At 43.5% G+C, this 9,009-nt stretch carries 6 protein-coding genes; all 6 read left to right on the top strand.

Annotated elements, in window-relative coordinates:
• The first annotated feature begins 778 nt into the window (after window positions 1-778).
• The 6 genes from sigW to glmS all read left to right on the top strand — a co-directional run bounded on the left by sigW (window position 779) and on the right by glmS (window position 8,502).
• Window positions 779-1,345, top strand: coding sequence for an RNA polymerase sigma factor SigW (gene sigW / locus UQ64_RS23235; RefSeq protein WP_060625815.1), 567 nt, complete (start codon window positions 779-781; stop codon window positions 1,343-1,345).
• Between the two features lie 121 nt (window positions 1,346-1,466).
• Window positions 1,467-2,081, top strand: a complete 615-nt coding sequence (locus UQ64_RS23230; RefSeq protein WP_060625816.1) for a zf-HC2 domain-containing protein — start codon at window positions 1,467-1,469, stop codon at window positions 2,079-2,081.
• A 217-nt stretch (window positions 2,082-2,298) separates the two neighbouring features.
• A complete protein-coding gene (gene cdaA, locus UQ64_RS23225) occupies window positions 2,299-3,129 on the top strand; it encodes a diadenylate cyclase CdaA (RefSeq protein WP_060625814.1) in 831 nt (276 codons plus the stop codon).
• Window positions 3,122-4,579, top strand: a complete 1,458-nt coding sequence (locus tag UQ64_RS23220) for a CdaR family protein (RefSeq protein WP_060625813.1) — start codon at window positions 3,122-3,124, stop codon at window positions 4,577-4,579. Before cdaA ends, UQ64_RS23220 begins: the two co-directional genes overlap by 8 nt.
• A 111-nt stretch (window positions 4,580-4,690) precedes the next feature.
• Window positions 4,691-6,031: a phosphoglucosamine mutase gene (gene glmM / locus UQ64_RS23215; protein ID WP_060625812.1), complete on the top strand. Its 1,341-nt coding sequence runs from the start codon at window positions 4,691-4,693 to the stop codon at window positions 6,029-6,031.
• 638 nt (window positions 6,032-6,669) lie between these two features.
• The gene (glmS, locus tag UQ64_RS23205; protein ID WP_060625810.1) at window positions 6,670-8,502 is read left to right on the top strand and encodes a glutamine--fructose-6-phosphate transaminase (isomerizing); all 1,833 of its coding nucleotides are present in this window, start codon (window positions 6,670-6,672) and stop codon (window positions 8,500-8,502) included.
• The last annotated feature ends 507 nt before the right edge of the window (window positions 8,503-9,009 follow it).

The following is a 9,009-nucleotide window of genomic DNA, read 5'->3' as shown; positions in this document are numbered from 1 at the left end:
GCGCTAGGCTATCTTTCGCCGGTACGGTTTGCTGCGCAATTTAATAAGAGAAAGGCAGTTTAATGGTGTCTACTTTCTTGACAGAGGTCCAGAATTCCGTATAACTTGGTCATAAAACAGCTGTGACCTAATTTATAGGGAGGTTTTCCCTATAGCTCGTTCCATCAAAGTGAAATCCTCAACCTACACTGGAGTTCTTACTCGCCAAATCACCGAAAACCCTGCGGAAAATACAACAATGTCTGCTCCGTATGCGACAAATTTAAACTAACAGAAGTCTATTCCACCGACGGGGTGATTTTGTGCCTAATACGAGCTACTACGCTCATAGACTAATTATTGTGCTGCGAAGTGATTCTTTTGTCCTGAAAAATAAATATTGTGGTGCTATGCCCAATATTGATCTTTCAGTCCCTACCCAAGTAACCGAGATGTAAGCGGAGGTAAATAGTGTGGCACTTTTTATTCAGGTGATGGAGCAGCGTAGAGAATGTTTGGAACTGTAGGAGCGTTAGCGATCGCCTTTGTTGGCAGATTTCTACCGCGAACAGCGGTTTCAAATCAGGAAATCTGACAATAACAGCGACCGGAAGTCCAAAGATTTCTCGGAGTTGCACTTAATCATCTACACCAAGTTGTCCAATTTTTAACTCAGTTTACAGAGAAGGTTACAATACAATCCTTGATTTTTACACAAACTTGAATTACGATTTAATTGCTTGTACCGTGGATATTTGAAAATAAATACCAAGGGCGGCAAGTCTGGGGGAGTTAACAGGTGGAGAATTTGGAAGGCAGATTGACAAAGCTCGCCTTAAAAGGCGACCAAAGGGCATTTGCCGAGCTTGTGGAACTATATAAAGACAAAATATATCATCTGGCGTACCGGATGCTGAACAATCGCCATGAGGCGGAGGATATTGTTCAGGAGACTTTTTTGCGTGTGTATAGAAACTTGGATCGGTATGATGATAAACAGAAGTTCTCTACCTGGATTTATCGGATTGGAACGAACCTCTGTATTGATAGATTACGCAAACGGAAACCAACCTATTCGCTCGATGCAGATATGAACGATCAGGAGGGCCTTGACGGCTATTCGTTGATTCCAAGTGATAATGTGACACCTGAGACCGAATTACTGCTCTCTGAGACGCAGGGGCTAATCTACGAGGCTATTGACAGTCTGCCTGTGAAATACAGGTCTGTAATGATTCTTAGATACCTGCAGGATTTGTCGCTTCAGGAAATAAGTGATGTGCTCGACATGCCTGTAACTACGATTAAGACACGTGTACACCGAGGTCGTGAGTTTTTACGTAAAAAATTAGCCCCGAAAATGTAAAAATAGATTTTTTTTATGAAACATCTTCTGGAGAGCAACGTATGTAAGTTAAGCAAGTCTTATGTGTCCTGACCCTTTGTCTAAGGATAATTAAATAGCACTCATGAAAGGATTGGCTCCTATGGAATGCAAACTGGCCGTCTCTATGATGCACGACTACTTGGATGACGACTTGCCCGATCAGCAGCAGAGGGAGTTGAAGGAGCATCTTCTATCCTGTCCAGATTGCCGTGCAAAGTTTAAAGAATTAGAACAGACAGATATGTTGATGTTCTCCCTAATGCATCAGAATCCTGTTGCCTCAGATGATCTTGTGAGCCGGATAATGAGTTCATTGCCAAAGACCAAGAAAGAAAAAGCTTTTGTTACCTGGATCAAGAGACACCCTGCACTTACAGCGGCATCTTTGTTTCTTGTCGTAATGCTGATGAGCTCCGTAACTTTTTGGAGTCCAGATAGACAACTTGTAGTGAGAGGTGCAGATCTGGATCAAGTGGTTATCAAAGGGGATACTGTAATCGTACCTTCCGGCAAGATTATTACCGGTGACCTTACCATAGAGAATGGTAAAGCACAGGTATATGGGGAAGTGAACGGCAACGTAACAGTCATTGACGGTTCTCTGTATCAAGCTTCAACGGCTCATATTTCTGGGCAAGTTAAAAGCATAGACCAAGCGGTAAGTTGGCTCTGGTATAAAGTGACGAACATGTTCTCTGAAGTTGCCTACCGTTAAAGAAAGCGACAGTGGTTACCTTGAGCTGGAATATTATTTTGCGCCTCTTTTTCCGGAAAGATGGCGCTTTTTTGTTGCCTGAATTTAGGGATTTTAGAAAATGGGTGGGAGACTAAACTTGCAACTGGAGCCCGAACGTTATAACCTAGATATGATATAGATCTAACAGACATTTTACATAAACCCAGCTAATATGAAATGACGGGGGTTTTAGGCAATGAGTTATTTTACAGACTTAACATGGAAAGATTCCATTAAAGATATAGTTGATATACTGATCGTCAGCTACATTATTTATAAAGTGCTTAATATGGTGCGCGGAACTCGAGCGATTCAGCTGCTGAAGGGGATTCTGGTCCTGGTTTTGATCTGGGCTGTGAGTACCATCCTAGACCTCTATACGCTCAAATGGCTAATGAATCAAATGTTTACATTCGGGGTGCTGGCGGTCTTTATTATTTTTCAGCCGGAACTACGAAGGGGACTGGAGCAGCTTGGACGAGGCAGATTTTTCGGACGGGCTGGGGAAAGTGATGAAGAGCTCAGTAAATTAATTGGCGAAGTGATTAAAGCCGTAAATTATTTATCACATAGAAAAATAGGGGCATTAATCGTATTCGAGCGAGAGACAGGCCTCAATGAATATACGGAATCGGGTATTGCCATGCGTTCTCTAGTCAGCTCTGAGTTGCTGATTAACATCTTTATACCTAACACCCCTCTGCATGACGGAGCCCTTATTATGCAGGGGAACCAGATCGCCGCGGCTGCTTGTTATTTACCTTTGTCCGAGAACCCTTTTATTAGCAAGGAATTGGGGACAAGACATCGTGCGGCTATCGGGATTAGTGAGGTTGCGGACTCTGTGTCTGTCATTGTCTCAGAGGAGACAGGACAGATTTCTCTGGCCATCAATGGTCAAATTGTGAGAGACATTAAAGAAGAATCAATGATTTCGAAGCTCCATCAAGAGCTGAGTGTAAGTTCATCGCTGAAGGAGAAAGGTTCAACTTTCTGGAAACGGAAGGGGGACAAAAATCATGGATAAGTGGATGAGCAATAACAATTTCAATAAGATTCTAGCCCTTGCATTTGGGATCATACTGTTTACTATGGTTCGTATCGACACTGCACCTGTTGGACAGACCACGGTCGATACTAAATCGAAAATTATTGAGAATGTGAAGATCGAAGAGATCGGTCTAGATAAAGATAAATTTGTACTGGAATACAAGGATGTAGATAGTGTCAGTATGGAGGTTAAGGGGAAAAACTCTGATATCTCTTTTCAGTTCTCGGACGACTATAAAGTGACCCTTGATCTAAGTAAGGTTGAGCCTGGAGATAATACGTTGCCACTTTCTTATTCATTACCTAGAGGTGTAACTCTTGTTAGAATGACTCCTAAAGAGGTCAACGTACATGTAGAGCTGCGAAATACAAAGTCTTTTCCCATAACATTGGTAACCAAGGGAGAACAAGCAGCGGGGTATCAATTAGGTACCCCTGTCTTGCAGCCTACGGATACTGTTGAGGTTACGCTGCCAGATAATCAGTTGAGCAAAGTGGTGAAGGTACAAGGCACCATTGAGCTAAATGGCGAGAACGAAACCTTTAAAGAGAAGAAATTGAAGCTGCATGCTTATGATAATGAAGGAAAAGAAGTGAAGGATGCCGTCATTGAGCCGGCTACCGTTTCGGTGGAATTGCCAATTACCTTGCCTTTTAAGAGCTTGCCGCTGGATATCGGCTTTACCGGACAACTTCCGGGTTCTCTCGTTTTATCAAATGTGACACCTGAGCTGGAATCAATCGTGGTATATGGTCAAGCTAATGCATTAGCTACATTATCTACCTATGAAGCTAGTGTAGATCTTAGCGCTATAGATTCTGCAGGAACGAAGCAGCTGAAGGTAGAACTGAAGCCTCCGGCAGGAACTGAGAAAGTAATGCCTGAAACTGTGAACGTTTCATTAACGATCTCAGAAATTGCCGAGCGTACGGTTGAAGCGGTACCCATCAAGTTACAGGGTGTCGGTGATGAGTTAGAAGGAAGTATTGTTAATCCAACAAGCAAGGATATAGCCCTTACCTTAACAGGTGCACCTGCTTTGCTAAATCAACTAAATAAAGACGATATAGGTGTTGTGGCTGATGTGACTGGCCTTACTGCCGGGACTCACGAGGTTTCTTTACGGGTATCACTGCCTAAATTCATCGCACTGGCTAATTCAAGTGTGCCTCTTACGGTAACTGTACAGTTGCTGTCACCTGCAACGCCGGTGCCTACGCCTCATCCAGACACGGGTAGTGTAACTACTCCTGAGCCAAGCTCTGAACCTGTTATAGGCGATGAGGAGGCCACTGAGAGGCCTACCCATAGCGGAGAAGTTGGAGCTACAGCGACGCCTGTCCCCACGGATAGCAGTCCAGAGAATAATGGCACAACTAACACAAGTACGAATTCCGAAAATCCTGTAGGTACAGGGGGAACATAACCTTTTATTGAAATACGTCTTTTAGGATATGTCCCAAAGGTACACCAAAATAGTATTCAAATCATAGGATAGAACATTAAGCTAATGTAGCGTATTCAAAGGAGAAAAATAATGGGGAAGTATTTTGGAACTGACGGTGTGCGGGGAGTAGCAAACCGTGAATTAACTGCAGAAATGGCTTATAGCATTGGTCGCTGTGGAGGATATGTACTGGCGGGTAACGTGCATAAACCAAAGGTTGTCATTGGGATGGATACACGTATTTCCGGACCATTGCTTGAATCGGCTCTTATTGCTGGTTTGCTGTCTATTGGGGCAGATGTAATCCGTATAGGTGTGGTGAGTACACCTGCTGTTGCCTATATTACGAGATTATTAAAGGCAGATGCAGGGGTCATGATTTCGGCATCGCATAATCCGGTTGAAGATAATGGCATTAAGTTCTTTGGCGGAGATGGTTTCAAGCTTACGGATGAAACTGAGCTGCGCATTGAAGAACTAATGGATGCTGAAGTAGATGAATTACCTCGTCCTATCGGCTCTGGTTTGGGCATGGTTACGGTTGATAATGACGCCAAGTACCTCTATTTGGAGTATTTGAAGACAACCATTTCTCAAGATTTCAAGGGAATTAAGGTTGTACTCGACTGTGCTCACGGCGCAGCGTATGAACTTGCACCAAGATTGTTCAGAGAGCTAGGCGCTGAGGTTATTTCTATTGGTGCTGAGCCTGATGGGTTGAATATTAATGCTGGATTTGGTTCAACACATCCAGAGACTTTGCGTGAGGAAGTATTACGTCATGGTGCGGATTTGGGACTTGCTTTTGACGGAGATGCTGACCGATTGATTGCGATCGACAATAAAGGCGATGAAGTGGACGGAGACTTTATTCTCTGTATTTGTGGGGATGCAATGAATCGTGCTGGTAAGTTGAAGGATAGCACAATCGTATCAACGGTTATGAGTAATATCGGATTCTACAAGGCTACCGAGAAATTATCCCTCAACACTGCTAAAACAGCTGTAGGCGACCGGTATGTGATGGAAGAAATGCGCCGTGGTGGTTTTAATCTAGGTGGAGAACAGTCTGGACATGTTATCTTCCTTGATTATAATACAACAGGTGACGGTATTCTGACGGCTATCCAGCTGGTAGATACGCTTAAAGCTTCAGGTAAGCAGCTTAGCGAGGTTAAGAGCATGATGACGAAATACCCGCAGTTGCTGGTCAATGTTCGTGTACAGGATAAGACCAATTATCCTAACAACCAGGCTATCGAAGCAGCTATCTCTGAAGTAGAAGGAAAGTTAGGCGACAATGGCCGTGTGCTTGTACGCCCGTCGGGTACGGAGTCTCTAATCCGTGTCATGGCAGAGGGGCCTGATAAGGCAGATCTAGATCTTTATGTGAATCAAATTGTAGAAGTTGTTCAACGCGAATTGGTATAATTCATTGTCATAACTATATATCCGGTGTAGAGAGTACGATCGATTCGTACTCCTTACAGCGGTGTTTATTATTTTTGAATAGATCGTCTGAACAGGGATTTGTGAAATTTAGGTTGGTGCAGCATTGCCAAAGTAATGTAAGGTGCATATAATAGATTAAGTGTCATTCTAGAAGGAAAGCGGGGATTGTGAGGTTTGCAATAGCAAGCGCCAGAGCTTGGTCGAGCGCGGGGGAGAAGGGAAAGCTGCTACATGGTTATGTAGACAAGGCTTGAACGGATCACGGCAGACGTAAGCTGACGAGGTGGAGGTGTTCGAAATGTTCGGCGGGGACCTCCCGGTGATGCACCAGAGCCGTAAATGGAGACGGAAAATGGAAGGGCGACCTTTCACACAACGTTTTCATGGGTGCATAAGAAATATAAAATTCATGTGTGCGCGCATCGTAAAGAAACACGTTAGTTCTGCCACGGCAGAGAAGAAGGCTGTGCATTTCATGAACATAAGATGTAAGTGACAGTTTATTTTGTTGATCCAAAAATACAACAGAATATTTGCTTTTTCTCAAAAACATGCCGCACGGCACGTTTCTTTCCTTATGCCGCCACATTACGATAACTCGGACGGGGGAAATAATAATGTGTGGTATTGTAGGATATATTGGTAATCAGAATTCGCAGGGGATCTTGGTTGAAGGATTGAAGAAGCTGGAGTATCGGGGATATGATTCCGCTGGTATAGCTGTATTCACCCATGAAGGACTGCAAGTAGTGAAAGCACAAGGCCGGTTGGCGAATCTGCAGTCGAAGCTGGAAGGCAGCCCACTGGCAGGTAGCGCAGGTATCGGACACACACGCTGGGCAACTCACGGTAAACCATCCGATGAGAATTCCCATCCACATACGGATAACAGCATGAAGTTCTCGGTCGTTCATAACGGTATTGTCGAAAACTATCTGGATCTGAAAGAAGAGCTGATCGCTGGCGGATGCCACTTTGTCTCCGAAACAGATACAGAAGTTATTTCACACCTGATTGCTCGCGAATATGACGGAGATATCGTGAAAGCAGTGCAAAAAGCGATTACCTTCATGCGCGGTGCTTTTGCATTAGGCGTCCTGACTGAATATGAACCAGACAAATTGGTGGCTGTGCGTCAAGCAAGCCCGCTCATTATCGGTCTTGGCGAAGGAGAAAACTTTATCGGGTCAGATATTCCTGCACTGCTTGAATATACCCGTAACGTATATATTTTGAACGACGGCGAAATGGCAGTCTTGACAAGAGATGCTGTCGAACTGATGACGATTGAAGGAAACTTTATTTCTCGGGAAATGATTACTGTCGATTGGGATGCAGTTACCGCAGAAAAAGGCGGCTACGAGCATTTCATGTTGAAAGAAATCCACGAGCAACCTAAGGCTTACCGCGACACTATGCGTGGTCGTATTAATGCTGAAGGCAACAAGGTTATTTTGCCGGAGTTGAACATCACAGAAGAACAAATTAAGAACATCCGTAACATCCAAGTTGTTGCTTGTGGAACGGCATACAACGCTGGTGTGGTAGGACGTACTATGATCGAATCATTGGTTCGTATTCCAGTAGAGAATGATATTGCTTCGGAATACCGTTACCGTTCACCAATCGTGACCCCGGAAACTTTGGTTATCGTTGTCAGCCAATCCGGTGAGACTGCAGATACTTTGGCAGCTCTTCGTGAAGCGCAAGCTAACGGTGCACATGTTCTGGCAATCACAAACGTAGTGGGCAGTTCTATTGCTCGTGAAGCGAATGATGTGTTAGTAACCTTGGCAGGTCCAGAAATTGCTGTTGCCTCGACGAAAGCCTACACTTCACAATTGGTTGCTTTTGGATTGTTTGCTCTTTACTTGGCTGAAGTTCGCGGTACACAAACCGAAGCCCAAGTGGCTAAGATTCTAGCAGCTATGCAAGCTCTACCAGAGCAAGTGGAAGAGATCCTAGCTCAAAAAGAAGCGATCAAAGGTTATGCAGAACAAATTTCCGAGCACAAGAACCTGTTCTTTATCGGCCGCGGCGTAGACTACGCAGTTGCTCAAGAAGGTTCCTTGAAGCTGAAAGAAATCTCTTATATTCACTCCGAAGCTTATGCTGCAGGTGAATTGAAGCACGGTACACTGGCTCTGATCGAGGAAGGTGTTCCTGTTATTGCCCTGGCAACTCAGGAAGCTGTGCTTGAGAAGACCGTCAGCAACATCAAAGAAGTGAAGGCTCGCGGCGCAGACGTGCTTGCGATCACTCACCAAGAGCATTTGACTGACCTGCTTAGATCAGTGGATCAAGTGTTTGTTATTCCTAAGACATTGCCAATGTTGACAGCAGCGTTGTCTGTAGTACCTCTGCAATTATTGTCTTATTATGCTTCTCTTGCGCTGGGTCATGACGTGGATAAACCGCGTAACTTGGCGAAGAGTGTTACTGTGGAGTAGGTTGTTGATATAAAAGTATAGAAGAATGATAAATGTCTGGTGATATTATAGTTGTGAAATAGACATTAAAGTTATAAAGTAAACATTAAAGTTTTGAAATTAACATTATAGTTGTGAAATATTGATTATTGATTGGTAAGTGGACTCAGTAAAAAAATGTGTGGAACCACTATTTGAAAATGGTAATACAGCTAGAGGGTAGCCTGAAAGAATAATTCAGGTTGCCCTCTTTTTATAAATTGAGCATTGATATTGCGTAGATATTGAAGAGTGGTGATGAAATGAATGAGCGATATCGTTACATTTCAATAAAGTTTTGTTCTTAATGTCAAAAAAAATAAAGTATTAGACTGAAAATAAAGTTGTAGATTAGAACAATAAAATACTAGACTAAAGATACTTCATTAAGCTCCCTCAATATGATTTAGTTTTCTCACTCAGGCTCATGAATTCGCAGGATTTCACGTTTAGCTAAGTGTGAGATAAGAAGGAAACAGAGGAGGTGGT

Origin of the sequence: Paenibacillus etheri (genome assembly GCF_001012825.1) — a bacterium.
Lineage (GTDB): Bacteria > Bacillota > Bacilli > Paenibacillales > Paenibacillaceae > Paenibacillus_AQ > Paenibacillus_AQ etheri.
This window is presented reverse-complemented; position numbering and strand designations above follow the sequence as displayed.